The organism is Pseudomonas sp. WS 5027 (assembly GCF_012985695.1).
Taxonomy (GTDB): domain Bacteria; phylum Pseudomonadota; class Gammaproteobacteria; order Pseudomonadales; family Pseudomonadaceae; genus Aquipseudomonas; species Aquipseudomonas hygromyciniae.
Genome location: NZ_JAAQWU010000005.1, coordinates 176,322 through 202,048 on the forward strand (window position 1 = coordinate 176,322; position 25,727 = coordinate 202,048).

Annotated in this window: 20 protein-coding genes; 8 read left to right on the top strand and 12 right to left on the bottom strand. The window is 59.0% G+C overall.

Annotated elements, in window-relative coordinates:
• Positions 1–280: 280 nt before the first annotated feature.
• Positions 281–1,474, top strand: coding sequence for a Na+/H+ antiporter NhaA (gene nhaA / locus HBO09_RS08805; RefSeq protein ID WP_106118386.1), 1,194 nt, complete (start codon positions 281–283; stop codon positions 1,472–1,474).
• Positions 1,475–1,876: 402 nt separating this feature from the next.
• Here nhaA and HBO09_RS08810 read toward each other — a convergent pair whose 3' ends face one another.
• Together HBO09_RS08810 and HBO09_RS08815 are read right to left on the bottom strand one after the other, a co-directional pair.
• On the bottom strand, positions 1,877–3,187 hold the full coding sequence (locus HBO09_RS08810; RefSeq protein ID WP_169992981.1) for an MFS transporter: 1,311 nt from the start codon (positions 3,185–3,187) through the stop codon (positions 1,877–1,879).
• Positions 3,188–3,283: 96 nt separating this feature from the next.
• The gene (locus HBO09_RS08815; RefSeq protein ID WP_169992980.1) at positions 3,284–4,600 is read right to left on the bottom strand and encodes an L-fuconate dehydratase; all 1,317 of its coding nucleotides are present in this window, start codon (positions 4,598–4,600) and stop codon (positions 3,284–3,286) included.
• A gap of 83 nt (positions 4,601–4,683) precedes the next feature.
• Between HBO09_RS08815 and HBO09_RS08820 the strand changes: the two genes are divergently transcribed.
• Positions 4,684–5,670, top strand: coding sequence for a LysR family transcriptional regulator (locus HBO09_RS08820; protein ID WP_169992979.1), 987 nt, complete (start codon positions 4,684–4,686; stop codon positions 5,668–5,670).
• 4 nt (positions 5,671–5,674) lie between these two features.
• On the opposite strand, the gene HBO09_RS08825 is transcribed toward HBO09_RS08820, so the two are convergent.
• The 3 genes from HBO09_RS08825 to HBO09_RS08835 form a co-directional block, all read right to left on the bottom strand.
• Complete coding sequence (locus HBO09_RS08825; RefSeq protein WP_169992978.1) at positions 5,675–7,255, bottom strand: aldehyde dehydrogenase (NADP(+)); 1,581 nt, start codon at positions 7,253–7,255, stop codon at positions 5,675–5,677.
• Positions 7,256–7,326: 71 nt separating this feature from the next.
• A complete protein-coding gene (locus HBO09_RS08830) occupies positions 7,327–8,874 on the bottom strand; it encodes an altronate dehydratase family protein (RefSeq protein WP_169992977.1) in 1,548 nt (515 codons plus the stop codon).
• A gap of 166 nt (positions 8,875–9,040) precedes the next feature.
• Positions 9,041–10,000, bottom strand: coding sequence for a LysR family transcriptional regulator (locus tag HBO09_RS08835; protein WP_169992976.1), 960 nt, complete (start codon positions 9,998–10,000; stop codon positions 9,041–9,043).
• Positions 10,001–10,120: 120 nt separating this feature from the next.
• On the opposite strand from HBO09_RS08835, the gene HBO09_RS08840 reads away from it, so the two are divergent.
• Complete coding sequence (locus HBO09_RS08840; RefSeq protein ID WP_169992975.1) at positions 10,121–11,317, top strand: fumarylacetoacetate hydrolase family protein; 1,197 nt, start codon at positions 10,121–10,123, stop codon at positions 11,315–11,317.
• An 87-nt stretch (positions 11,318–11,404) separates the two neighbouring features.
• On the opposite strand, the gene uraH is transcribed toward HBO09_RS08840, so the two are convergent.
• Both uraH and HBO09_RS08850 read right to left on the bottom strand, forming a co-directional pair.
• Positions 11,405–11,815 (bottom strand): hydroxyisourate hydrolase, encoded by a 411-nt coding sequence (gene uraH / locus HBO09_RS08845; RefSeq protein ID WP_169992974.1) that lies wholly within the window; start codon positions 11,813–11,815, stop codon positions 11,405–11,407.
• Positions 11,816–11,825: 10 nt separating this feature from the next.
• Positions 11,826–12,329, bottom strand: coding sequence for a heme-binding protein (locus tag HBO09_RS08850; RefSeq protein WP_169992973.1), 504 nt, complete (start codon positions 12,327–12,329; stop codon positions 11,826–11,828).
• 148 nt (positions 12,330–12,477) lie between these two features.
• Here HBO09_RS08850 and HBO09_RS08855 point away from each other — a divergent pair, with 148 nt between their 5' ends.
• The 5 genes from HBO09_RS08855 to HBO09_RS08875 all read left to right on the top strand — a co-directional run bounded on the left by HBO09_RS08855 (position 12,478) and on the right by HBO09_RS08875 (position 19,999).
• Positions 12,478–13,149 carry a heavy metal response regulator transcription factor gene (locus tag HBO09_RS08855; RefSeq protein WP_169992972.1) on the top strand — a complete coding sequence of 224 codons (672 nt, stop codon included), beginning with the start codon at positions 12,478–12,480 and terminating at the stop codon, positions 13,147–13,149.
• On the top strand, positions 13,146–14,516 hold the full coding sequence (locus HBO09_RS08860; RefSeq protein WP_169993239.1) for a heavy metal sensor histidine kinase: 1,371 nt from the start codon (positions 13,146–13,148) through the stop codon (positions 14,514–14,516). The genes HBO09_RS08855 and HBO09_RS08860 overlap by 4 nt, the downstream gene beginning before the upstream one ends.
• A gap of 187 nt (positions 14,517–14,703) precedes the next feature.
• Positions 14,704–16,422 carry a hydrogenase maturation protein gene (locus HBO09_RS08865; protein ID WP_169992971.1) on the top strand — a complete coding sequence of 573 codons (1,719 nt, stop codon included), beginning with the start codon at positions 14,704–14,706 and terminating at the stop codon, positions 16,420–16,422.
• Between the two features lie 101 nt (positions 16,423–16,523).
• Positions 16,524–18,938 (top strand): DUF3772 domain-containing protein, encoded by a 2,415-nt coding sequence (locus HBO09_RS08870; protein ID WP_169992969.1) that lies wholly within the window; start codon positions 16,524–16,526, stop codon positions 18,936–18,938.
• Between the two features lie 14 nt (positions 18,939–18,952).
• Positions 18,953–19,999 carry a DUF2931 family protein gene (locus HBO09_RS08875; protein ID WP_169992967.1) on the top strand — a complete coding sequence of 349 codons (1,047 nt, stop codon included), beginning with the start codon at positions 18,953–18,955 and terminating at the stop codon, positions 19,997–19,999.
• A gap of 44 nt (positions 20,000–20,043) precedes the next feature.
• Here HBO09_RS08875 and HBO09_RS08880 read toward each other — a convergent pair whose 3' ends face one another.
• The 5 genes from HBO09_RS08880 to HBO09_RS08900 form a co-directional block, all read right to left on the bottom strand.
• A complete protein-coding gene (locus HBO09_RS08880; protein WP_169992965.1) occupies positions 20,044–21,270 on the bottom strand; it encodes an MFS transporter in 1,227 nt (408 codons plus the stop codon).
• 260 nt (positions 21,271–21,530) lie between these two features.
• Positions 21,531–22,703, bottom strand: coding sequence for an MFS transporter (locus HBO09_RS08885; protein ID WP_169992963.1), 1,173 nt, complete (start codon positions 22,701–22,703; stop codon positions 21,531–21,533).
• A gap of 110 nt (positions 22,704–22,813) precedes the next feature.
• Positions 22,814–23,737, bottom strand: a complete 924-nt coding sequence (locus tag HBO09_RS08890; protein ID WP_169992961.1) for a LysR family transcriptional regulator — start codon at positions 23,735–23,737, stop codon at positions 22,814–22,816.
• An 865-nt stretch (positions 23,738–24,602) separates the two neighbouring features.
• The gene (locus tag HBO09_RS08895) at positions 24,603–25,274 is read right to left on the bottom strand and encodes an NAD(P)H-dependent oxidoreductase (protein ID WP_169992959.1); all 672 of its coding nucleotides are present in this window, start codon (positions 25,272–25,274) and stop codon (positions 24,603–24,605) included.
• On the bottom strand, positions 25,271–25,717 hold the full coding sequence (locus HBO09_RS08900; protein ID WP_169992957.1) for a GNAT family N-acetyltransferase: 447 nt from the start codon (positions 25,715–25,717) through the stop codon (positions 25,271–25,273). The genes HBO09_RS08895 and HBO09_RS08900 overlap by 4 nt, the downstream gene beginning before the upstream one ends.
• Positions 25,718–25,727: the final 10 nt, after the last annotated feature.

Sequence of the window (25,727 nt, forward strand, 5' to 3'; positions counted from 1 at the left end):
GCGCAGCAAAGTACGACCGCAGCTAGGAGGCGGTCAGGGGCGTGCGAGGGGGCGGAGCGCTATGGCGGCGTAGGCAGCCAGTTCGAGCGTGGCAAGGTAAGTCCTTCGGCGTATCGTATACAGACCACGGGATATTAACCGGCCGTAGCGCACTCGTACAACCGATAGGCGGTCTTGCAGGAACCTATCATGTAGAATATGCCGCGGGTGTCACCGCAAAACGCGGGAGGGCAGGTTTAATTCAGCGCAGGTCGGGCCGCCGCGCGGAGTGACTGCGCCTATGAGCTTGAAATCCTCACGTCCGGATAAAACCCACGGCCATCGTGAATCTCCCGCCACGCGTGCTTTTTTCTCCCGTTTCCTGGCCGCGGAATCAGCGGGTGGCCTTATACTCATGGCCGCTGCTTTGATAGCACTCCTGGTTGCTAACTCTCCGTTGGCAGACATTTACTTCTCGTCACTGCATGTAAAAGTCGTTGGCCTCTCGATTGAGCACTGGATCAATGATGGCCTGATGGCGGTCTTTTTCATGCTGGTGGGGTTGGAGATCAAGCGCGAAATGTTGGTCGGCCAGTTATCGAGCTGGGGCCAGCGCGCTCTTCCAGGATTCGCCGCGTTAGGCGGTATGCTTGTACCTGCTTTGATTTATATTGCGGTCAACTGGGGTAACGCCGAAACCTTGGGAGGGTGGGCTATTCCGGCTGCGACCGATATTGCGTTTGCCTTGGGCGTACTGTCGCTGCTAGGTAAACGTGTGCCCATCTCGTTGAAAATCTTTCTGTCTGCGCTTGCGATTCTTGATGACCTAGGTGCCGTGCTCATCATCGCTCTGTTTTACACCAGCGGCTTGTCGGTCAGTATGTTGCTGGCCTCACTGGGCGTTATTGTGTTCCTGGTGATGCTCAACCGATTCGGTGTGACCCGGCTCTGGCCTTACCTGATAGCGGGCGGTCTGCTGTGGTTCTTTATGCTTCAGTCTGGTATCCACGCGACCTTGGCCGGTGTCATTCTCGCACTGTGCATTCCGATGCGGGCGGCGAGCAGCGAGCGCAAATCACCGCTCATCCACCTGGAAGGAAAGCTGCATCCGTGGGTCGCTTTCGCTGTTGTGCCCATTTTCGGTTTTGCCAATGCTGGAGTGTCTCTTGCCGGTATCTCTCCCAATAACCTGATCGACCCGGTACCTCTGGGGGTAACGCTTGGGCTATTGCTAGGCAAGCAAATTGGTGTGTTTGGTTTGGGTGCGCTGGCGATTCGCGCAGGGCTGGCCAAGCTGCCTGAGCAATGTAATTGGTCTCAGCTGTACGGTGTAGCGCTGCTGTGCGGCATTGGTTTCACAATGAGCCTGTTCATCGGGGCGCTCGCCTTCCCGGATAACCCGCATTTGGTCGATGAGGTGAAAGTTGGAGTGCTTATGGGCTCTATTCTTTCCGCTGTCCTCGGTGTTGCTGTTCTTTTGAAGGTTAAACATTAATCCTGAGCTCATCTATCCGTTGATAGCTGCATGGGGGGGGATGAGCATCCAGTAGCGCCTACGGGTTCAGGCATCATGAATGCTGCTGTTCGATCAATTTTTTGGCCTTGAGATGCTCCGAAAACAAGTCCAGAATTAAGTACTTTCCTGCTTGGGAAAGAAATGAAACCCCTTAGATTTCAATAGGTCGGACACCAGATGCGAGTCTCGTTTCCCGCTCCAAACATTAAAAAAGCCACTCAATTGAGTGGCTTTTTTTTGCCTGGCATTTATAGGCGGTGGGGTTTGTGAGTGTGGCGCCGTTGATGAATAGACGGCGACTCCTGCAGTACATGTTCATTTCCATCTTCATGGCGGGGTTGGCCGCATGTGACCAACCCCTAAGCTTACTGCCTTGACCTCTCAGGTGGCGGTTTGCTCTTGGCCCTGTCGCAAGCGCGTGCTGACCAGCGCCGCAACGACCAGTAAGCCAGCAATTACCCACAACCCATTGCGCGTGGTACCTGTCGTCTGTTCGATCAGCCCCATCACTGATGGGCCGACAAAGCCACCCAACAAACCGCACGTTGTGACGAACGCCAGGCCACCCGCCAGGGCGGTTCCACTCAAGCGACTGGAGGGGAAAACAAAGATGATCGACTGCACGACGAACAGCATCAGTGCCGTCAGTGAAAAACCGATCAGGCCAATATAGGAATTGGAAAACGAAGCCACCAGCAGTCCGGCCGACATGGTTAGCAGGCCAAAGAATAGAATGCGTCGGCACCGCTGCGGTGAGGTGGCCAGACGTGGAAAAGTGGCGGCACCCAGGGCGGCGGCGATCCACGGTACGGAGGTCAGCAGGCCGATTTGCAGCGGTGTCAATGAACCGTAATTGCCGATAATGCCGGGCAAGAAGAAGATCACGGTGTAGATGGTGATCTGGTGCACGAAGTAGACGGCGATCGCCAGCCAGATTTGCTTATCGCGCAACATCTGATTGAGGCGGGTTTGTTGTGGGGCGTCGTCGCTCTCGGCATCCAAGCGCGCTTGGATTTCCCGAGCGTCAGCCGCCGACAACCAGGACGCGGAGGAGGGGCCGTCGGGCAGTTTCTTCCATACCACATAGGCCAGCGCCACGGCTGGCAAACCTTCAAGTACGAACAACCACTGCCAGCCATGCCAGCCGAGCCAACCGTCGAGCTGCAGCAGGGCACCGCCCAGCGGGCCACTGAGAATATTGGCGATGCAAACACCGAGCAGAAAATACCCCGTGGCGCGGGCGCGTTGTTCGCGGTTGAACCAGTAGGTCAGGTAAAGCATGACACCTGGAAACAGGCCCGCTTCGGCGACGCCCAGCAGCAGGCGCATGACATAGAACGAGGTTTCACCCTGGACGAATGCCATGCCCGTCGAGAGCAGGCCCCAGGTGATCATGATGCGAGTAATCCAGAATCGCGCGCCGACCTTTTGCATGATCAGGTTGCTGGGCACTTCGAACAGCGCGTAGGTCAGGAAGAACAACCCTGCGCCCAAGCCATACGCCGCGGCGGAAAGCCCAAGGTCGATGCCCATGCTGGCTTTGGCCAGGGCAATGTTGGTACGGTCCAGAAAGCTCATGACATAGACCACGACCAGCAGCGGCATCAGTCTGCGCAACAGCAGATTGGTCAAGCGCTGCTCGTTACAGGCAGCAGGGGCCTGGGTCACGGCGATGGGGCTTAGGATTGTCATTTTTATAGTCCTAATAGAGTTGGGTGCACGTGTCATGGCGCCCAGTGTAAGGGGCGCCACTGTGCCGTTGTAAGAACGGATGCTGCTGCTTAGCGGTCAGGATTGGGCAAGATCAATCCAAACCGGGCCATTGGGATACTGGTAGCGTTCCAGCGTTTCGGCAGTCATTTCGATGCTGTAGCCGGGCCGTTGCGGGGGCATGTAGCGGCCGTTGCGAATTACCACGGGTTCCAGGAAGTGCTCGTGCAAGTGATCGACGTATTCCAGAACACGATTATTCAGCGAGCCGGATACCGCGATGTAATCGAACAGCGAGATGTTCTGCACGTACTCGCACAAACCGACGCCGCCGCCATGGGGACATACCGGCACGTCAAACTTGGCGGCCATCAGCAACACGATCAACACTTCATTGAGACCGCCCAGGCGTGCGGCGTCCAACTGGCAGAAATCCAGGGCCTGGGCTTGGAACATCTGTTTGAACATTACCCGGTTATGGCAGTGTTCACCGGTAGCAACGCCAATCGGTGCAATGCGCTGGCGGATGGTTGCGTGTCCGAGGATATCGTCCGGGCTGGTCGGTTCTTCGATCCACCACGGATCGAAAGCGGCCAGGCGACGCATGTTTGCCACCGACTCATCAACGCTCCAGACTTGATTGGCGTCCATCATCAAGGTGCGTTCCCAGCCAATTTCTTCGCGCAGGATCGCGGCGCGGCGCATGTCGTCTTCCAGGTTGGCGCCGATTTTCTGTTTGAAGTGAGTCCAACCATCGGCTACGGCTTCTCGGGCCAGCCGGCGCATTTTCTCTTCAGAGTATCCCAGCCAGCCCGGGGCGGTGGTGTAGCCGGGATAGCCTTCGCGCAGCATCTGAGCTTCACGCGTGGCTTTGCCGGGCGCCTGACGACGAAGCAGGGCGATGGCTTCTTCAGGCGTGATTGCGTCAGTCACATAGCTGAAGTCCAGGCAGGCGACGAGTTGCTCGGGTGTCATGTCTGCCAGCAGTTTCCACACCGGCTTTGCTTCGGTCTTGGCCCACAGGTCCCACACTGCGTTGACGATGGCGGCAGTGGCAAGGTGTATCACGCCCTTTTCCGGACCCAGCCAGCGCAACTGACTGTCACCTACGGTGATGTTGTGCCAGAAGCGGCCCATGTCGGCGGTGATCTCTTCCAGTGTCAAGCCGACGATCAGTGGCGCCAGCGATTGCACGGCGGCCACACAGATTTCATTGCCGCGGCCGATGGTGAAGGTCAGGCCATGACCTTCCATGCCTTCTGGGGAATCGGTGTGTAATACCACGTAGGACGCCGAATAGTCTGGCGCGCTGTTCATGGCGTCAGAGCCATCGAGTGACCGGGAAGTGGGGAAGCGAATGTCGCGAACGCTCAGGTGGGTGATTCGAATGCTCATGGAGAACTCTTTTTATAGGTGACCACTTGGGAGTTCGACTGTAGGTTGGTCGGCGATATAGGCATAATCGTCGATTCGTATAGATGGATATTAAAATTGATATGTCAGAGCCGTCGAAAGTCCCAACGCTCGCCAGCCCGGCGCCAGCGAAAACATTCAGCCCGCTGAAGATTTCCAGTCGCCAGATTGCACTGCTCAATGCCCTGGGCGAGTTCCGGAACCTGCGTCGCGCGGCGGCTGCGATGCACACTACGCAGCCGGCCGCGAGCCTGTTATTGCAGCAGTTGGAAGAACGCCTCGGCGCCAAGCTGTTCGAGCGCCTGCCACGGGGCATGGAGCCGACGCTCTATGGCGAAGTGATGATTCATTACGCCCACGGGGCCATTCATGAGTTCGAACATGCCGAAGCGCAGTTGGCGGAGCTGGCACGCGGTGCTTCGGGGCTGGTGCGCATCGGCACAGTGATGGGCCCGGTGCCGACCTTGTTGACCCGGGGCGTATTGGCATTCAAGGCGGATAACCCGAAGGTACGTATCTGTATTGAAGTCGGGACCAGCGACACGCTGCTGCCGGCGCTGATTCGCGGCGATTTTGATGTGGTGCTGGGGCGGCTCCCGGACCAGATCGACAGCCAGGGCCTGGACATTCAACTGTTCGAAAAGGGCGAGCAGATGCGCGTCATTGCACGTCCCGGGCACGCACTGGCCACGGCGGCAAAACTGAGCCTGGCTGACCTGGTGACGCAGACCTGGATTCTGCATCCGATTGGTAGCCCGATGCGTCGTCATGTGGAAAGCGCGCTGAAGGCGGGGGGCATGGTGCAGACGCTGGACATCGTTGAAACCGCGTCGATCTTGGCCACCACCTCAATGATCGAGGCGTCGGACATGATCGCCGTGGTGCCCAATGACGTCGCGGAGCACTACCTGCGCTATGGCATGGTAGCGATCCTCCCGGTGGAGTTGCCCATCACCATGGTCAACATCGGCCTGCTGACGCGCGAATCTCGGCCATTGTCCGCCGCCGTCAGCAAGCTGTTGGGTTACCTCAAGGAGCATGGGAAGGGGTAGAGGTTTACTGGCTGTCGCAGCTGCTCACCCCATTTACCAAGCGCGTGATACCCAGAGGGTTGGCATCTTTCAAGGCATCGGGCAGCAAGGTGTCCGGGAAGTTCTGGAAGCATACCGGGCGCAGGAAGCGGTCAATAGCCAGCGTGCCCACTGACGTGCCGCGGGCATCCGATGTCGCCGGATACGGGCCGCCATGGACCATCGAATCGCAGACTTCCACACCCGTCGGATAGCCGTTGAGCAGAATTCGCCCGACTTTCTGCTCCAGTAGCGCGGTCAGTTCGCCGAACTGTTCGAAGTCCGCCGGTTCGCCAATGATGGTCGCCGTCAGTTGCCCGTGCAGGCCATGCAACGCGGCACTGAGCTGCGCCTGATCCGCCACTTCGACGAACACCGTGGTCGGGCCGAACACTTCCTCCTGCAAGACTTCATCGCCATCGATCAAAAGGCTGACATCAGCTTTGAACAGTTGCGGTTGGGCCTGATTACCCTGTTGCGCGTTGCCGGCCAAGTGCTCTATGCCAGGGTGCGCGAGGAGTTTTTGCAAGCCTTGGTCATAGCTGCGCAACGTACCGGCGTTGAGCATGGTTTGCGCCGGTTGATCACCGATCAAGCGCGCCACTTGCTGCACGAACGCGCTGAACTGCGGCGAACGAATACCGATCACCAGACCCGGATTGGTGCAGAACTGACCACAGCCCTGAACCACCGAAGCGGTCAGGTCGCGGGCGACGCTTTCGGCCCGCGCTTGCAGCGCCTGGGGCAGGACGATCACCGGATTGATGCTCGACATCTCAGCGAACACCGGAATCGGCTGTGGACGTGCTGCCGCCATGTCGCACAGCGCGCGGCCACCCTTGAGTGATCCGGTGAAGCCCACTGCCTGAATCGACGGATGCGTGACCAGCGCTTCGCCAACCCCGGCGCCGTAGATCATGTTGAACACACCGGCCGGCATGCCGGTTTTTTCGGCGGCGCGAATCAACGCACCCGCGACGAGCTCGGCGGTGGCCATGTGGCCGCTGTGCGCCTTGAACACCACCGGGCAACCGGCGGCCAACGCCGACGCCGTGTCGCCGCCGGCAGTCGAGAACGCCAGGGGAAAGTTACTCGCACCAAACACCGCCACCGGCCCGAGGCCAATGCGGTACTGACGCAGATCCGGGCGCGGTAGCGGTTTACGTTCCGGCAGTGCCTGATCAATCCGCGCCCCATAGAAATCCCCACGACGCAGTACCTTGGCGAACAGGCGCATTTGGCCGCTGGTGCGGCCGCGCTCGCCTTGAATGCGCGCAGCAGGCAATGCGGTTTCGCGGCAGACCAGCGCCACAAAATCATCATCGAGGCTGTCCAGTTCATCGGCGATCGCGTCGAGGAATTCGGCACGTTTGACGGCGCTCAGGCTGCGGTAGGCGGGATACGCGATGGCCGCAGCGTTGGCGGCACGGTCAACTTCTTCAACGGTGGCCTGGTGGAAACTGTAAGGCAACTGCTCGCCTGTGCTGGCATCAATGCTTTTGACGATGACAGTGCCGGCAGCGCTGCGCTGGCCGCCGATGTAGTTGTGGCCGGTGATCGTAGACATTTCTGGCTCCAGAAGGGTGGGGTCGCATCCCCTTTAGGGGATGCCGGGGGAGGTGAGCAGGTACCGTCGATTCAGGTGACGGCGCCGATCTGCCAGGGCACGAATTCGTTCTGGCCGTAACCGTGCTGTTCGCTCATGCTGCGTTCGCCCGAAGCGATGCGCAGCATGAGATTGAAGATGGCTTCACCGCAGGCTTCGATGGTCATGGTGTCTTCGGCGATTTCTCCGCAGTTGATGTCCATGTCCTCGCGTTGGCGATTCCACAAGGCGGTATTGGTCGCCAATTTGACCGAGGGGGAAGGGGCACAACCGTAAGCAGAGCCACGTCCCGTGGTGAAGGCAATCAGGTTGGCGCCACCGGCCACTTGGCCCGTGGCCGACACCGGGTCGTAGCCTGGGGTGTCCATGAACACCAGACCCTTCGCGCCGACCTGCTGGGCATACTCATACACATCGACCAGGTTGCTGGAGCCTGCCTTGGCGACCGCCCCCAGGGACTTTTCCAGGATCGTGGTCAAGCCACCAACCTTGTTGCCGGCGGACGGGTTGTTGTTCAGTTCGGCGCCATTGCGTTCGCAATACGCCTCCCACCAGTGAATCCGTGCAACAAGTTTTTCGCCGACGGCGCGGTTGACGGCACGGCGAGTCAACAGGTGCTCGGCGCCATAGATTTCTGGGGTTTCGGAAAGGATCGCCGTACCGCCGCAAGCGACCAGGCGGTCCACGGCATTACCCAGCGCAGGGTTGGCGGTGATCCCGGAATAGCCATCCGAACCGCCGCACTGCAGGCCAACGAGCAGATGCTTGGCACTCACCGGTTCGCGCTTGACCTGGTTTGCCTCCTCCAGCAACGACTTGACCTGGGCGATGCCGCTGGCGATCGCCTTGGAGGTGCCGCCGCTGTCCTGAATACTGAACGTGCGCAGGGTATTGCTGCGGCTCAGGCCTTGGCTGCTGAGCAGTCCTTCGATCTGGTTGGTTTCGCAGCCCAGGCCGATCACCAGCACCGCGGCAAAGTTGGCGTGGGTGGCGTAGCCGGCCAATGTCCGGCGCAGCAGGGCCAGGCCTTCTCCGGCGGGGTCCACGGCGCAACCAGCGGAATGGGTCAGGGCGACGACGCCATCGACTTGAGGGTACGCCAACAGCGCAGCCGGATTAATGTCGCGGCGAAAATGGTCGGCGATGGCGCGGGCCACGGTGGCCGAGCAATTCACCGACGTCAGGATGCCGATGTAATTACGTGTCGCCACACGGCCATCCGGGCGCACGATTCCCATGAATACAGGCGCATCGTTCAGCGTCTGCTCGGGTTTCACATCGTGGCTGAAAGCGTAGTCGCGGGCGAAGTCGCCCATGGCCAGGTTGTGCACATGCACATGGTCACCGGCCTGGATTACTTCGGTGGCAAACCCGATGATCTGCCCGTAACGACGCAGCGGTTGGCCTGCCTCGACTCGGTGCGAGGCGATCTTATGGCCGGCGGGGACGGGCTGGCGAACCACCACGCCTTGCGGTTCGAGGACTTCACCCGACAACAAGGGCCGGCGGGCGATCAGCACATCGTCCAGGGGATTGAGGCGCAGCACGGCGGCTGCGCCGGTTTTCATAATCAATTCCATCGCAGACTCTCTGGCTATCAAGCGTGGGAGGTCGCTGGCACATGGGCCGCGCCATACCTTTGTCGCCCCACTATAAGAGCCCCCGGACACCGCTGCCTAATGAGACCTTTGGATTGATTGATAACTTTTTCTCATCGATTGGGCGTTCTGGCCATGCAATGGAGATTCAATGTTTGGTGGCTTCGCGGCGCAACCTGGCGAGCTCCAGCAAGGTATCGGCAAATTCACGGGCCGCTTCGCTCAGCGGTTCGTTCTTGCGTGTGATGATGCCGTAGTCCTGCGGCTCGACCTTGAACGATGTGTTGAGCACTTTGAGCAAGCCAATCTGAATCTGCGACTGGACCATGGACTCGGGCAGAAACGCGAGCATCGGTCCCGACTGTAGGAGCTGCAGGAAAGTGGGCATCGAGATGGTTTCAACGGTGTTGGTCGGCGTGCGCATGTTGAATTCGATGAAGGCGCTTTCCATCTGGCGACGTATGGGCGCATTGAAGGGGTACATGACCCACGGCCAGTCACTCAGTTGTTCGGTCGCCACTTCGTCGAGCTGCGCGAGGGGGTGACGGCTATTGACCACCAGGCAAAAAGGCTCGGGCCCTAGCGTCCGAAATTCGAACGGTTGCTGATAACGCTCATCGGTGAAGCGGGCAATGATCAAATCCAGCTTCTTATGCTCGAGCATTTCCAGAAGTTGATTGCTGGTTTGCTCGATCACTTCGATGGACAGCATAGGGCGGTCCAGTTTGATTCGGGTAATGGCTTCGGGCAGCACCACCGACGTCGCGGCGAAGATCGCGCCGACTCTCAAGTGACCATGGCCACCTTTGCGCACTTTATTGAGCTGATCGACGAAGGACTGTGTGTCGTCCAGCGTCATCCGCGCATACCGGACGACAAACTCGCCCAGTTCAGTGAGCGCCATGCTGCGCGTCTGCCGTTCGAACAAGGCGAATCCAAATAACAGTTCGATGTCGCGCAGCATCTTGCTGATGGCGGGCTGGGTCAGATTCATCAACTCGGCGGTGGTGTGCATGTTGCGGGTCCGGGCCAGCGTATCGAGCAGCATCAGATGCTTGATCTTCAGCCACTTGCTGACACTGGCGAATGAAATCTCGTCGTTTTCCATAGGGTACTCAACCTGATTGATAACGAAACGATATCAAATGCTGAAAATATGTCATTGGAATTTATCAATCAAGTCCACTAGTTTTTGCCCGAACGACATCCAATTGATAGGGATTGCCTTATGCCCACTGCGAAATTGACCTGTGAAAACACCCTCCCGATCGATGGCTTGCACGGGACACTTATCGGGCGAGCCTGGGTGCCGGGGAAGACAGCAGGCCCATCGCCAGTCGTACTGCGCGCCGATGGCGTATTTGATTTGTCCGAAGCGTTCGCAACGTTGAGTGATCTACTGGAAAGTGCATCGCCGCTTGAGGCGGCTCGCAACACTCGCGGTCGATACATCTGCACCACAGCAGCACTGTTGGCCAACACCGGATCGGGCTCAGACCCTGCCCAGGCGTACCTGCTGCCACCGGTTGACCTGCAAGTGATCAAGGCCGCTGGCGTGACTTTCGCTTCGAGCATGATCGAGCGGGTGATTGAAGAGCAGGCCGGGGGCGATGCGGTCAAGGCCGAAACCGTACGTAGCCTGGTCAAGTCAGCCATCGGCGATAACCTGAGCTCGATCAAACCCGGTTCGGCCCAAGCGGCGCGCCTCAAGGATATGTTGATCGAGCAGGGGTTGTGGTCGCAGTATCTGGAAGTGGGCATAGGCCCTGATGCCGAGATATTTACCAAGGCCCCGGTTCTTGCGTCTGTCGGCAGCGGCAACGACGTCGGTATTCATCCCAAGTCGAAATGGAACAACCCTGAGCCGGAAATCGTTCTGGCGGTGAGCAGCCGTGGGCAAATTCACGGTGCAACCTTGGGCAATGACGTTAATCTACGCGACTTCGAAGGCCGTAGCGCCTTGCTGCTGAGCAAGGCCAAGGACAACAACGCATCGTGTTCGATCGGTCCGTTTATTCGCCTGTTCGATGAAAGCTTTTCCCTGGATGATGTGCGCTGCTGCGTGGTCGAGCTGGACGTCGAAGGCGATGACGGTTTCATCCTGCGCGGCAGCAGCTCGATGGAGAAGATCAGCCGCGATCCGTTGGAATTGGTGGCCCAGACCGTGGGTAGCGATCACCAGTATCCAGACGGTTTCATGCTATTTCTCGGCACCCTGTTCGCCCCGACGCAAGATCGTGAAGAGCCGGGCAGTGGCTTCACCCACAAACAGGGCGATAGCGTGCGCATCGCCAGTCCCCTGCTGGGCGCTCTGCACAACCGCGTCACCTACAGCAATGAGGCGACACCCTGGACGTTTGGCCTGCGTGCATTGATGGGCAACCTGGCCGCTCGCGGTCTGGTGGCAGGTAAATCGCTGTACTGAAAACACAGTGGTGGTGATGCCAAACAACCAAGCACAAATGCCGCCCCTGAGATTAGGGGCGGTCTTGTCTCTCTGTTCGGTAGAAGCTCAATTCCCTCTGTAGGTCGAGAAACCGTAGGGGCTGAGCAGCAATGGGATGTGGTAGTGCGCAACGGTCCCGTCTACCTCGAAAATAACCGGCACCTCTGGAAAGAAACTCGAGATTTTGTGAGCCTTGAACCACTCACCGGTTTTGAAGGTGACACGGTAGGTGCCTTTCTCCACGGCCTGGCCGTCGGGGTACAGCCCGGGAATACGGCCTTGCTCGTTTGTCGTTGCGCTGTTGAGCATGTTCCAGCTCTTGCCGTCCTGTTTTTCCAGCGTGACATTGACGCCAGGGGACGGCAAACCATCTTGTAAGTTGAGTACATGCACGCTGAGCGGGTTTCCTGCCGCCAATGCCCATGACGATACGACGCTCAATACAACGCCCGCGAAAAAAGTTTTTATTACATTCATGGTGACGTCCTTAGTTTTTAACGGCAGGTAAAATTTTGTCGATAGCGACTAATGCGCAACCTTCATCGAATGTTGCCCCACCGGCACCGGCCACTCCGATAGCGCCAATGACTTGCCCTTCAAACAACAGCGGCACTCCACCGCCCAATAGCAGTAGCTCATTCAGGGTGTTGAGGTTTTCAGCATCGGGTGTACTGCGAGCACGCTCTGCCAGTAGTCGTGTTGGCGTCTTGGTCGATAGGGCGGTATAGGCCTTACTTTGGGCTGCTAATGTGTTGTGTGGGCCAACGTTATCGTCGCGCTGCAGGGCGACTAAATTGCCTCCACGGTCGACAATTGCAGCAACACTTGTACGGCCATCGGCATGACACGCTGCCAGCGCGGCATTTAGCAAATCATTGGCCATTGCCAGTGATACATCGTTGCGCGGCACAACTTGATCCGGGGCTGCGACGGCGAGCGCAGAGCTCATTGCGAGTGACGTCAGCAATGAAGTCCATAGGCTTATACGCATGCTTTTTCCTTTTGTTTTGTCTGGGTGAGTCATAGCCAGACATGATGAGCAGTGCATGGCGTCAGAATGATTGCCCGATGATTACCAAGATGTAATGTGCCAAAAACGGTGAGGCGCGCTAGCCTATGCTCCAGCTTTGGAGGAAGAGATGCGTATCCTGGTCGTTGAAGATGAAGCGAAAACAGCGGACTACCTCCACAAAGCCCTGACTGAATCGGGCTACGTGGTTGAGGTCGCCTTGGATGGCCTGGAGGGCCAGTATCTGGCGCAGGAAAGTGAGTTCGACCTGATCATTCTGGATGTCATGCTACCGGGCCTGGACGGATGGCAATTGCTTCAGATTATTCGGCGCAAGTGGCAAACCCCGGTGCTTTTTCTTACCGCCAGGGACTCTGTGGAGGATCGGGTCAAGGGGCTTGAATCAGGGGCAGATGATTACCTGGTCAAACCTTTTTCCTATGCCGAGTTGTTGGCACGCGTTCGTACTCTGCTACGCAGGGGACCGCCCCGCGAGGTCGAGCAGTTCTTGGTTGCCGACCTGAGCCTGGATCTGTTGCGACGTAAGGTTACGCGCGGGGGGCAGCGCCTGACCTTAACCAACAAGGAGTTTGCTCTATTGCACCTGCTGGTCAGTCGTGAAGGGGAGGTGCTGTCGCGCTCGTTGATCGCCTCACAGGTCTGGCAGATGAACTTTGACAGTGATACCAATGTGGTCGATGTCGCCATCCGACGACTGCGCGCCAAGGTTGATGATCCTTACCCACTAAAGTTGATACACACAGTGCGTGGCATCGGCTACATGCTTGAGGTGCAATCCTGAACCTGTTTGCGCGTGGCCTGAGCTTGCGCCTGGCGATCATGTTCGCGTTAGTCAGTGCGCTGCTGCTGGGCTCCATTGGTTTTTATCTTTATCAGTCGTTACAGCGAGAAATCGCGTGGCGCGATGACCAGGCCCTGCTCGGGCGCCTGGAGCGCATGCAGGCGCTGATCAATGACAGTGACAGCATCGAGCAACTACGAAACCGGCCCAAACTTTACGAAAACATGCTGGGCAATCGCGACAACTTGCTTTGGATTGTCGATGACACTGGCCAGGTGCTGATCGAAATCAACCCCGTAAGCATGAGCTTGCCCAAGTTACCTGCTGCAGCCCAGGCTCAGCTCGGTGATGACCACTCTTCAGTACCAGTGCGGCTTGCCTGGCAGCATGTCATGCAGGGTGATCGCGGGCTGACCCTGATTGCTGGCAAGTTGTTAAGTGAGCGCGAGCAGATGCTGGGGGCTTACCGACTCAAGCTCTGGCTTGCGATGTCAGTTGGTTCGCTGTTGGCTTTTGTGCTCGGCGGGTGGGTCAGTCAGCGAGGCTTAAGACCTGTGCGTTTGCTGGCTAAGCGCGCTGCCGCAATCGATGTACACCATCTGTATCTGCGCCTGGATGAGTTCAACGAACTGAGTGAACTACAAGCGCTCAGCCAGGCGCTTAATAAAATGCTTGCACGCCTCGAAGAGGGGTTCGCCCAGCTATCACGATTCTCAGAGGATCTCGCCCATGAAATGCGGACCCCGCTCACCAACCTGATGGGGCATACCCAACAAGCCCTGAGGCATGGTCGTTCAATCGAGGACTATCAGAACCTGCTGGTTTCCAATCAGGAAGAGTATGAGCGTCTGGCGCGAATGATCGAAAGCATGCTGTTTCTCGCGCGTACCGAGCAGTCGCATGCATCTGTAAGTGATGAGCTCATCAACCTGCACGATCTTGTAGAGCAACTGTGTGAGTATTTTGAAGGTGTGGCACAAGAGTGTGATGTCACGCTGATCAATCAAGCCCATGATCAGTTGCGTGGTGATCCTGCCTTGATCCGCAGAGCATTGGCTAACTTGCTGGCCAACGCGCTGCGTTATGGCTCTCCTGCTACAGCAGTGACTATTAGTAGTGTGGTGTGGGAGGACAGGATTGAAGTCACGGTGCACAACCAAGGCCAGCCGATTTCAGCGCAACATCTACCTAGACTGTTTGATCGGTTCTACCGTTGCGACCCCTCACGCAATCAGCCAGACGATTCCGGTGGCCTGGGGCTAGCAATCGTTCGCTCAATCATGCAACTGCATGGTGGTCGTGTGGCCGTAGATAGCAGTCAACTAGGAACTAGCTTTCGCTTGGAGTTTCCTGTTCGAGACGCCTGAATTGTTTTCCTTAAATGATAGCGTCCGCTGACCAAATTTAATCCGCACACACGAGCCACACTGGCTGGCACAAGATTGATCTCGATCATCTACCCCCTCTGATACACCCTCTACTCTTGCGTTTCCATAAAAGGCCAAGGATGGCTCAAGGAGCCTGCGGCCATGCATTCTCAAGGAAGAGTCAGTCATGCAGTCATTAAAGATCATTTTGTTGTCGTCGGCGTTCAACGGGTTGACCCAACGGGCCTGGCTGGATTTGCGCCAGTCGGGGCACGAGCCCAGCGTGGTGCTGTTCACCGATGAAGCCACGGTATGCCGGCAGATCGAGGAATCGGCGGCGGATCTGGTGATCTGCCCGTTTCTCAAGGACCGCGTACCGCAGCAACTCTGGAGCAATGCGGATCGTCCGGTGGTGATCATCCACCCGGGGATTGTCGGCGACCGCGGCGCCAGCGCATTGGACTGGGCCATCACCCAGCAGGTCCGGCGCTGGGGCGTTACGGCCCTGCAAGCGGTGGAGGAAATGGACGCCGGTCCGATCTGGTCGACCTGCGAATTCGACATGCCTGCCGATGTACGTAAATCCGAGCTGTACAACGGTCTGGTGAGTGACGCTGCGCTCTATTGCATCCGTGATGTAGTGGGGAAATTCGCCAGCGGTTTCGTACCGACACCCCTCGACTACACGCAACCCGACGTCATTGGGCGTTTGCAACCGAACATGAAGCAGGCTGATCGCACCTTCAGTTGGCACGATTGCGCCCGATTCATCAAACGCACTATCGACGCCGCCGACGGTCAGCCCGGTGTGTTGGCGAGCCTCGCCGGCGGCCAGTATTACCTGTATGACGCGCACCTGGATTCGCGCCGCGGTACGCCGGGAGAAATCCTCGCGGTACAGGACGACGCCGTATTGGTCGCGGCCGGCGATCAGAGCCTGTGGATCGGTTCGCTCAAGCGCAAGGCCCAGCCGGGAGATGAAACCTTCAAGTTGCCGGCCCGTCACGTGCTGGCTGGGCAGCTGGCGGGTGTACCGGTGCTGGATGGCTCGATTGCCAACCAAGGGTTCGACGAGATGGCTTATCAACCGATTCGTTATCAAGAGTCCGGGCACGTTGGCGAGCTGACCTTCGAGTTCTATAACGGCGCCATGAGCACCGAGCAGTGCCAGCGCCTGGTCGCTGCGCTGCGCTGGGCCAAGGCCCGGGACACCCAGGTGCTGCTGATCAGGGGAGGGCGCGGGAGTTTTTCCAATGGTGTGCACCTCAACGTGATTCAGGCAGCCCAGGTGCCGGGGCTGGAGGCTTGGGCCAATATCCAGGCTATCGACGATGTCTGCCAGGAGCTGCTGACGGCTCGGCAACTGGTGGTCAGTGGCCTGACGGGCAGCGCCGGAGCCGGCGGGGTGATGCTGGCGCTGGCGGCCGACATCGTGTTCGCCCGGACGGGCGTGGTACTTAATCCGCATTACAAAACCATGGGCTTGTATGGCTCTGAATACTGGACCTACAGCCTGCCGCGTGCGGTCGGCAGTGAAGTGGCGCATAAACTTGTCGAAGAATGCCTGCCGATCAGCACCTTCCAGGCCCGGCAGTGGGGGATGATCCAGGACATTGGTCCACGCTGCCCGCGGGCATTTGGCCCATGGTTGCTGCAACAGGCCAGCGCTGCCTTGACCGATGAAAAGTATGCGTTGCACCGCGCGCGTAAAGCCAGCATGAGCCCCGGGCAGATTGAACGCTGCCGCGAAAACGAGCTGGCACAGATGCGCTTGGACATGGTGGAAAACCGCCAACAGTTCGCCGAGAAGTGCCGCAACTTTGTGTTCAAGCGCAAAACCTGCCAGACCCCGCAGCGCTTGATGGCGCCGTGGGCATTGGCGCCCAAGGCCACGCTGGTTGACTAAGAGGAAAACGCCGCCTCTACTCTTTTGCCGCCAGGGCGGAATTTCCTTTCTACCCTGGCGGTCCATAATGCCAATGGAAAAAGACACAAAAGGGTGAATTGATGCGGCGAATGTATAGGGGCGTCATCTGCCAGGCCTTGCTGGCCATGGTTTTGGCTATCAGCCTGCCGGGATGGGCAGATGCGGCTGCAACTGCGGCGCCAGTCGATGTTGTCGACAGTTTGCCGCTGTTGCCCGAAGACGCCGACCTCAAGCAGCTCAGCCAGCAGCTTGAGCTGATTCGCCAGAGCGTGCCTATCAGTACCAGTGACGAAAAGCTGGCGGAGTTTCGACAGGGCGCATTGCAGGTCCAGCAACGCGCCGCGATGTTGCTCACTGAGCGCGCCACCGAGATGGAGCGCCTTGACGATCAACTCAAGGTATTGGGCGCGGCCCAGCCTGGGGAGGCGCAGAGCCTCACCGACCAGCGCAATGCCCTGACGCGCCAAAAGAACCGCCTGCTTGATGATGAGCAGCAGGCCAAACAACTGAGCCAGACGAGCCGCGAACTCGCTGCGCAGATCGTCAACCTGCGGCGCAACCTGTTTAATTCCCAGGTCACTTCACGTACCGATACTCCCTTTAGCCCGACGTTCTGGTCGACCTTGATCCGCCCGACCCCGGAAGACCTGCAACGCCTGGACAATCTCAAGGCCGAAGGCATTGTCGCCCTCAAGAGTGCGGTCAGCCCCGAGCGCCGCTGGGCGTTCTTCAGCACGCTGTTGGCGGCGGTGCTGATCTGGAGTTTCGGCAGACGACTGCTTGAGCATCTGCTGACCTGGGCGATGATCCGCTGGCTGCCCGAGGGGCGTTTGCGGCGCAGCACATTGGCGGTGGCGGTGGGGTTATCGTCGATCCTGACGATCATGGGTGCCGTCTCGTTGATGCGCTGGGGGTTGGAAAGCAATGCCGTCTTGAGCGAGAACCTGGCCCGGCTTTCCGATCATCTGGTCACCCTGGCCACGTTCTGTGCGTTCATTGCAGGCCTTGGACGCGCCTTGCTGATGCTGCCGCGACCGTCCTGGCGGTTGCCGGCCATTGCCGATGAGATTGCCAGTGCTCTTGGGCCTTTCCCGGCGATTCTGGCGGTGGCGTTGATGCTGGTGGCTACCGAGGAGCGGATCAACAATGTCACCGGCGCCAGCCTGGCGTTGACCGTGGCGCTCAATGGCCTGACGGCGCTGACCACGGCGCTGATCTTCATCGTCGCGTTGCTGCGCGTGCGCCACGTGCGCAAAAAACTTGCGCTGGAGCGCCCTGGCGGGCTCGCCGGTATGCTGCCTTTTGTCGCGTCGATCTGGGTGGCGGTGATTGTCCTGGCGTTGTTCACGGGCTATCTGTCCCTGGCTTATTTCCTGACCGTCAAGCTGCTGTGGGTCAGCGTCGTGGCGGCGACGGCCTACTTGCTGATCGCCTTTTACGGCGACGTTTGTGAAACCCTGCTGTCGCCCAAACAGCCCAGCGGCCTGGCACTGGCCAACGCATTGGGGCTGTCGCCACGGCACCAGGCCCAGGCTTGTACGGTGCTGGCCGGGGTTGGCCGCACGTTGCTGCTGCTTACCGCAGTGATGGCGGCCTTCCTGCCGGCGGGATCCAGCCCCAGCGAGTTGCTCCAGGGCTTCAGCCAGTTGGGAGAGTCCAGCAAGACCCTGGGCAACCTGCATATTGTTCCCCAGGACATCCTCGTTGCGCTGCTGATGTTTGTCATTGGCTTGTTCGCCGTGCGTACCTTGAAGCGCTGGCTCAGCGAGCGACTGCTGCCGGAAACCAACATGGACGCCGGCATGCGTGCGTCCCTGGTCACCCTGGTGGGCTACCTGGGCTTTGTGCTGTTGAGTCTGTTGGTGATGTCGACCCTGCGGATCAACCTGACCAGCCTGACCTGGGTCGTCAGTGCCTTGTCGGTGGGCATCGGCTTCGGTCTGCAGGCCATTGTGCAGAACTTCATCTCCGGGCTGATCCTGCTGACCGAACGGCCGGTGAAAGTCGGCGATTGGGTCAGTCTGGGCGGGGTCGAGGGCGATATTCGGCGAATCAACGTCAGGGCGACCGAGATCCAGATGTCCGACCGCTCGACGGTGATCGTGCCCAACTCACAGTTCATCTCGCAGAACGTGCGCAACGTCACCATGGGCAACGCGCTCGGCGTGGTGAGTATCACCCTCACATTGCCCCTGGACACCGATGTGTTGAAAGTTCGCGAACTGCTCATGCAGTCGTTTACCGAGCATGAGGCGATTCTGGCTACCCCCGCACCTTCGGTCACCTTCAAGGACCTGACCAGGGACGGCCTGGTCATTGGTGTCAGCGGCTACGTCAACAGCCCGCGCTCGGTATCCGGTACCCGCAGTGACTTGCTGTTTATCCTGCTTGCCCGCCTTCAGGAAATGGGTATTACATTGTCTTCGCCCCAGAGCATGGTATTGATTCCGGGAGAGGGAAGTGCAGCGAGTGGCGAAGTTCCTGTAGGGCAATGACGAGGTGGCGGTGCGTGAAAATAAAAAGCCTGATGACAGTGATTGTTGCTGTCTTGTCCTGTTTTTCCTTAACGGCTTGCCAGAGTAAAGACGTGGCTGAAACTTACAGCTGGTCGGGAACGGTATCTGCACCACAGGAATACCCTATGGAGGTTTACCTGGGCGCCATCATCGCTGAGGATTTTACCTACGGTTTTGATGCGATCTGGGGCACGCAAAATACCGGGTGGGGTACTCAGGGTGGAACGATGACCACCGGGATCGAAAAAAAGGGCGTGCCCTATCAACTGGAGTTCACCTGGTACTCACTGGTGGAGAGAAAGTTTTACAGCGGTAAATGGGCTTTGGACAAAGAGAAGATAAAGCGCCTCTTGGATGAAGGCTTTATCGACCAGGACACCCATAAAAAAGACACCTACAGCACCTTTATCATCGGGTTGGCACCGCAGGGCCGGGTGGTCCTTTGGCTGAGCGGGGCGGGAAACCAGAAGGAAGTCGGAGTCTTTCAGGCGCAGGCCACAACCATTACCAAGGAAAGCGCCTACAGCAACGCCCAATACATGTTTAAAGACGGCTATGCAGACCGGATGTTGAATGATCCATCCTATAAAACGTTCAGTGCGCAAGTCCGGCAAAAAATACAAACGCAAGGCTATCCTTCGCCGCAAACTTATAGCGTCTACCGGGAAAAATATAGCTGGAGACCTGTGGTTGTCCTGCAGGAGGGCGAATGGCTGGATTTTGGATTCAGCGCCTACAACGGTGAGCAGGAAAATATATTCGCCAAGGCTCTATTGGATAATCGTTATGAAAAAAGGGCCATTCCTAAGTTTTGCGGCTTCTATTGGCGCAATGGAAACAGTCGGTATGGCGTCTGGATTGACTCTTTCGATGAAAAAGAAATCTTTGATGTTTTCCAGAAGCTTGGCCAACAAAAAGATATAGACCTGCTGGTGAAGGTTGACGCGCAAAACACCCGGGTTTCCCTGGCATTGAGGTCGGGAGCGCAAGAGTTTCCCATCGGCAAAGCAAAAGTCAGGTTGTCTCGTAAAATCGAGTAGGCTCCCCCTGCCGATGGGAGAGCCACACTTCATAACTCAGGTCACTAGCAGGGCTGGGCCGCGAGGCTGTTGCTGACATTGCGCCCCAGCACCAGCACGGTTACAAAACCAAAGCCCACCAGCACCGTGGCGAGGCTCAGGAGCACTGAGCTGCCCAACTGATCGACGATCCGCCCACCGAAGAATGAGCCCAGGGCAATAATCACCTGGAACAGCGCGACGAAGAGCGGCATGCCGCGTTCGACATCCTTGGGCGCCACGACAAACATCCAGATACTGGCGCAGGCCGGGAAGGCGCCGAAGGCAAAACCCCAGAGCCCAATCAGCATGGCTGCGCCGGTCATGCCGGTGGCGAAGTGGGGGAACAGGGCGGTGCTGGTGCCGATCATCAGCGCCACCAGCAACAGGGTGAGACGTACGCTGCGGTTGGCGGCAAAGCCGGCAAAAATATTCCCCGCCACCCCAGCCACGCCGAACAGCAGGAGCAACGAGCCGATTGTCGGCCCGTCGAAGCCGGCACTGTGTTTGAAGAACGGCGCGACATAGGTGTACGCGGCAAAGTGCGCCAGGCCAATCAGCAATACCGCGATCAACCCGACCCGCGCTTGGGGGTTGATAAACAAGGCGGGCAGGTCGCTGATGCGGATGGCTTTCTCCGGGTTGAGTCGCGGCAGCAGGAAGATCTGCGCCAGGAGTACCGGGATGCCCATCAGTGCAGTGATCAGGAAGGTCATGCGCCAGCCCATCAGGCCGCTAAGCCAGGTGCCTACGGGCACGCCCAGCACGGTGGCGAGGGTCACGCCGACCATGATGATCGAAGTGGCCTGGGCGACGCCCACACCCTTGGGCGCCAGCCGGCCGCTGAGGGCAATGGCCGTGGCCCAGAAACCGCCGATGCTGATGCCCAGTAGCACGCGGCCCAACAGCAGCAGGCCAAAGTCGCTGGCAAAAGCCACCACCGAGTTGGCGATGATCATGATCAGCGTCAGGCCGATCAACAGATAGCGGCGGTCCATGGTGCCAATGCACACCGACAGCAAGGGCGCGGCGAGGGCGGCCATGATGCCGGGCAGGGTCACCATCAACCCGGCGTGACCGGCACTGATGCCCAGGTCACTGGCGACATCATTGAGCACACCCACCGGCAGAAACTCACTGGTCACCAGGGCGAAGGCACCCACGGCCACCGAGAGAATCGCCAGCCACTGCTGTTTGACACTCTGTTGATTATGTTCGGGAAGACTGCGAGGGGCCGGGCTGGCGCTTGGCATGGTGTTGAAATCCGGGGGGAATGCAGCCTGAAGCCAGGCCGGGGGAGAATGTGGAGGCGATTATAGGAAGCAGCGTTGGCAATTAAACAGGCCGGTCGGTTTGATAGTCATCATCAATGCAATCAATGCAGCGTCCTGTAGGCGCCGGCTTGCCGGCGAAAATCGTCAACGATAACGCGGGCAACCTGAAGACACGCGGCGTATCTGAGTCTTTCGCTGGCAAGCCAGCGCCTACAAAACCGTTGAGTGGCAGGGACTGTTCAATCGTCCACGGCTGCTTTGGGCTTCATCTGCAGCCCAAGCACGCCCATGGCTACTAATGCCGCACCGGCCCCCGCAATGGGTATATAGGCAAGCCCGAACTGGCTGATCACCCAGCCTGCCCCGATGCCACCCAGCGCAGTGCCGAGGTTGAACGCGGCAATATTGAGCCCCGAAGCCACTGCACTGGATTGGGGGATATGCTGGTGTGCCAGGCGCAGCAAGCGCAGGGTCGACAGGGTCACAATGGCAAAGAACACCACCCCCAACAGCCCCACCAGCGTCAAGGTGGCGATGATCGAGTCGCCCCACACATACAAACCCAAGAGGTTGAACATCAATGCGCTCAACCCGCCGAGCAGGCATCGGTCGGCGTCGAATGCATCCGCGAGGTAACCGCCCAGCACGTTGCCAAGGATGGAGCAGACACCGAACACCAGCATCGCAAAACTCAGCATCTGTGGTTGGACGCGGGTGATATCCAGCAGGAACGGCGACACAAAGGTAAAAAATGAGAACGTCGCCACGCTCACCAGCATCGCGATGCTGGCAGCCATCATCAGTTCGCGCTGCAGCAGGGCGGCGAGGCTTTGTTTCAGGCCGTGCTCTTTGTGCAGTGCGCCGGCGAGTGGCTGGCGCATCAGCAGTATCAGGCCCAGGGCGCTGATCAAGCCCAGGCCGCCAATCGCCAGGAATACCGTGCGCCATGACCAGTAGCTGCCGAAGAAGGTACCGATCGGCACGCCAAAGGCGATCGACAAGGTCAGGCCAATCCACACCAGCGATAGCGCACGCCCGGCCCGTAGCGGGTCAACCAGCTTGATCGCGGCGTTGGAGGCCACGGCCATGAATACACCGTGCGCCAGGCCGATAACGAAGCGTACGCCATGCAGGGTCACGATATCTGCTGCCAGGCTGATGACTACGCTGCCGGTGGCCAGCACGGCCACGGTCAGGAGCAATACGGTTTTGTCGCGCCAAGTGGCCAGCATGGCGGTGATGACCGGGGCACCGATGGCCGCACCCAGGGCGTAGGCCGCGATGGCCGAGCCCACTTGCGAGATGGACTCGTGCAGGTCGATGGAGATTGCCGAAACCAGGCCGGCGACGACGAATTCGGACAAGCCGAATGTGAAGGTACACAGTGAAAAAATGTAGATAACGGCAGGCATAAGAACTCAGTGACGGGAAGAGGGCGCGCGTGGGCTTCAGGTGATGATGGGGCGCCAGTCACGCGCTGGGAAATACTATAAAAGTCTCTGCCTGATACCTTTGACGACGACTAACCCTTGGTCGATGCCACCGAGGCAGGATTGAAATCGAGCATGGCGATAAAACTGTCCAGCAACGGTGATGGGTTGTCGGTGTTCCAGCTCATATACAGGCCGATTGCCGGGTTGGGGGCCGCGTTCACTGGGCCGATCCGTCGAAACACCACCTTGTCGCGCATGATTGACTGGGCAATCGACTCCGGTACCAACGCGACCCCGAAGCCACAGGCCACCAGACCGATCAAGGTATGGATCTGCGCGGCCTCCTGCACCACCCTGGGGTAAAAGCCGGCGGCTTCACACAGGGCGATAAGCTGGCTGTGATAGCCGGTGCCCAGGGCTTGGGGGGTGAACACGAAGTCTTCGCCAGCGAAGTGCCGCAAATCGATCTGACCAGCACCCGCCTTAGGGTGATCGGCGGGCAGCGCCATCACGATCTCTTCATCCAGCAATAGGCGCGACTCGACGTTTTGCGCCGAAATCGGCAATTTGCGCATGAAGGCAATGTCCGCTTCTCCCGCCACAATCGCCTTGGCCTGGCTGGAGGAGGGCATCTCCTTGATGATCAATTGCACCTTGGGGAAGTGTTCACGAAATCGGCGCAGGCTACTGAGCAGCGACTCGTAGTAGCTGATCGATACGGCAGTCACTGTCAACGTGCCCGCGATCCCTTCGGACACCTGGCGAGCGTGTTCGATGCCCAGTTCCAGTTCCTTGAGGGTGCTATAGGCGGCGTGCAGGAACGCGTCACCGGCCGGGGTCAGTTTTACCCCGCGTTTGCTGCGGTTGAACAGACTGAACCCCAGCTTGCCCTCCAGGCGGTTGATGGCCTGGCTCAGCGGCGGTTGAGCCATGTGCAGGCGGATCGCCGCCTTATGGAAGTGCAGTTCTTCAGCCACGGCAATGAACTGGCGCAGCAGGCGGGTTTCGATCATGTCTTCTGTTCCTTCATTTGAACCGATCAGTGGGCCAGGCGCGGCAATGGTAGCGCTTATTCGCCCGCGTCGAGCCCCGACCTCTTGTTACTGCCCGTCCGCCCACCCCGGCTGGCGCCCGAATTCCTCGAACAGCTCAAGAATGGTGGCTTTGACCTTTTGTACGGCGTTGCTCTCGACCACCGTGTCATGCCAGCACCCTCCCACGGCAGGATCGCGACACCCAACTGCGCGCAGTGGGCCTGGTGATGAGTTGCGACATGGTCGTGGCAAATCACAGCGCGAGCTTCGCCATGCCCCCCCGTGAACAGGGGGGTGAACAGCTGGCTTTTCGTGGCGAGCGGGCTTGCCCCGCGCTGGGTGGCGAAGCCGCCCCAATCGCCTCACCACGGTCTGCCAGATACACCGAGGTGGCTGGTTTTGGGGCTGCGTTGCAGCCCAGCGGGGGACAAGCCCCCTCGCCACAGGGGGTGAACAGCTGGCTTTTCGTGGCGAGCGGGCTTGCCCCGCGCTGGGTGGCGAAGCCGCCCCAATCGCCTCACCACGGTCTGCCAGATATACCGAGGTGGCTGGTTTTGGGGCTGCGTTGCAGCCCAGCGGGGGACAAGCCCCCTCGCCACATCCCGAAAAAACAATAACAAGGACGGTACCTGCGGGACCGTCCGACTGCGGGGAGTCAGATAGCAATGAGTAATGAAATTCTGTCGATTGTGGTGCTGGTGGTCTTCGTCGTCTTCGGTGGTTTGCGCAGCGCGCGCCTGTCGCTGGCACCGGTCGCGTTCTCCACCAATGGCGCACCGGTGGTTGCCAATACACGCCGCAGGAGCGTGAAAGGTGTTGCGCAGCCTGTTGATCTACAGCGCGGTCATTGCCCTTGTGGGGCCGTGTGTTGCGTGGTTGACCCTGGTGGTGCCCGGAGTGCTTTGACGAGCGAGTTGAACAGCGGCTCCAGGGCCAGTCGCGCACGGCTGTCCTGGACTGAGGCCTGAACCCTCTCTTCACCGAACACCAGGCCCTGGAGGTAGGTGAAGTGCGGGTCGAGCAACCCAAGCGTGCCCAGGACCTGACGTAGATAGGGCGTCAGAAAGTCCGGTTGCCGTGCCTTCTCGCCCTGGTGAAAACCGCCGGAGCCGACCAGTACATACACTGGGCGGTCGCTCAGCAGGCCGGTCTTGCCCTCGGGCCCTGAACTGAACGTGCGATGGATGCGCAGCACGTAGTCGATCCACAGCTTGAGCGCAGCGGGCAGGGTGAAGTTATGCATCGGGGTGGCAATGAGCAGGATATCGCAGCGCTCCAGCTCGCGGATCAGCGCTTCGGAAACCTCGAATGCCGGTGCGTCGAACGGTGTGGTTGTCGCCAGCCCACGGGCGTAGTCCATGCCAAGCGGCGGCAGCGGGTGTGTGCCCAGGTCGCGCTCCACCAGTTCGAGCCTTGGGTGGTGCTGGCGTAGGGTATCCACCAGCTCCAATGCCAATTGGTTCGCGTGGGAAACCTGGCCATTGGGGCTGGCGTTGATCAATAGAACACTATTCATGCGTGATTCTCTGTCTGAAGGCTCTGGGTGAAGTGCATGCCGTGGGCCAGCAGCCCTTGGCGAAAGTAGAAACGTTGGGCCAGCGGCATATGCAGCCCGGTGTCCAGCACGAAATGGGCGCAACCGCGCTGCACGGCTTCTGCGCGAACAGCGTCCAGCAGCCGTGCGCCTAGGCCGCTGCGCTGCAGGTCTGGGTGCACCACTAGATCATCGACGTAGATAAAGCGCCCGTAGAGCAGGTTTTCCAACTCGCGATAACCGGCCAGGCCGACCACCTGCCCAGCGTCCCACGCGGCCAGTAAACGGTAGCCTTGCGCGGTTTGGCGCAGCAGTTGCGCCACATAGTTGGCCGGATCGGCGACATGGGGCCGCAGCACGCGCATAAGGTTGAAACTGGCCTCGAAGGCCTGCGGGTCGGCGAGATGTCGGAGTGTATAAGCCATGGGTTTTGCG